General features: G+C 66.7%; 1 protein-coding gene. It reads right to left on the bottom strand.

All coding sequences use genetic code 11. From position 1 onward, the window contains the following. Positions 1-63 precede the first annotated feature (63 nt). A complete protein-coding gene (locus I6U14_RS09130; protein WP_296898658.1) occupies positions 64-1,449 on the bottom strand; it encodes an IS4 family transposase in 1,386 nt (461 codons plus the stop codon). Positions 1,450-1,563 lie beyond the last annotated feature (114 nt).

Raw genomic sequence — 1,563 nt, 5'->3', positions numbered from 1 at the left:
CCGAATGGCGCTAACTTAAGCGTTTCCGTGCCCGGATCAGAGCGTTGAAGCCACTGTCGCGGCTTACCGTTGCTTCTTCGCGTGGCCATTCAGTCGCACCTCCTCGCGTGCTTCACCACGGGGTTTGGTCATGAGTGGGAAAGCGTTGTCTCGTCGCTTGCGCTGGCGTGGCTCGATGCGCCCCGGTCTGAGTCCGACGCGTGGCTGCGCGATGAGCAGCAACAGTCCGTGCAGGACGGCGCCGTTGTAGCTGGCGCCGCCGCGTTGATGCCAACTGATCCAGATCTGGACGGTGTGCTTGAAGCTGAGCTGGCGCGGGATCTGGTCTGCGAGCAGGGCGGCCTGGGCCATCAGCAAGCGGATCAGATTATAGGCGAGCAGGTACACCCAGAGTTCCTTCTGCGCCATCTCGGGGGTGCGGCAGCGCAGCTGTTCCATGCCAAGGGTGGTCTTGAGGTTGCGCACGTCGAGCTCGACCTGCCAGCGGCGCCAATAGAGGGCCCTGAGCACGCCTTTGGGCGTCTGCTTCGGGTCGAGGAAGGTGGTGACCAGGAGCTTGCCGCCGGCGTAGAGCTCGCGCACCGTCAACTGCTCCGGGACCTGCGCATACGCCGCCTCGCTCATCCACGCCGGGCGTTTCGGCTTGGTCCAGGTGATCAGATGGTCCCTGGTGCCGAGCCGCTCGCCGAGGTTGAAGTCGGTGCTGCGCCGACGCGCGCCATACTGCTCGAACAGCCCATCGACGCCGCGGCGCACCAGCTCGCAGAGCAGGAAATAGGTGGGGAAGTAGGCATCGCCGAGCAGCACGTCGCCCTCGCCGAGAGGCTCGAGCAGCCCGCGGAACAACGTCTGCTCGTCGCTGCCCTTGCCTGCGCAGGGTCCGCTGGCGGCATCGAGCAAGGCGCCGCTCGCCAGACACAGCAGCGCCACCAAGCGCATGCTCGGAAAGCCCAGCCCCTTGCGCTGAGCGCCTGGCTGCGGATACGCGGCTTGGTTCTCCTCGGTGTCGGGCAAGGTGGTGGTGGTCCCGTCGGCGAGGCAGACGCGTCGTCCCCGCCACAGCCAGGCGTCGCAGACGCCATCGGCAACCAGCTTGCCGGTGCGCCGCGCCAGTGTCTCGACCATGGCCTGCGGCAGCCGCGCGCGGGCCTTGCAGTAGGCCGCGGTGTTGGTGCTGCACGGCGCCATGCCGGCAATCAGGCGCTTGACGGCAGCATCGTCGACCGCCTGGCGGCAACTGCCATCCGCCGACAGCGACTGCGCCATGAACATCGACAGCGTCTCGGTAGGCGGAAACAGCCGCTCACGATGCTCGGGCAGCAGCGACTCGACGTCGCCGAGCAGTTGCGGGCCGGTCAGGAGGTTGAAGAAGCCGACGGCGTCGGCGTTCTCGACGCGGCTTTGGACACGACGGCATTGCCGCGCGGTGGCGCTCTGGTTACGCTGCATGACAGGTCGGCTCCGGGGTCGGTGTGGTGGTTCTCGCACTTCCACTCTACACCGCCCCGCCGGCCTATCTCTCCCGCATTTTCAGGACTTTGCGCTTAAGTTAGCGCCATTCGG

The organism is Thiohalocapsa sp., from assembly GCF_019695415.1.
Lineage (GTDB): Bacteria > Pseudomonadota > Gammaproteobacteria > Chromatiales > Chromatiaceae > Thiohalocapsa.
This window is presented reverse-complemented; position numbering and strand designations above follow the sequence as displayed.

Bases quoted from the DNA above. Each gene is read 5' to 3' on its own strand.
- I6U14_RS09130 (WP_296898658.1), bottom strand. From the start codon at position 1,449: ATGCAGCGTAACCAGAGCGCCACCGCGCGGCAATGCCGTCGTGTCCAA.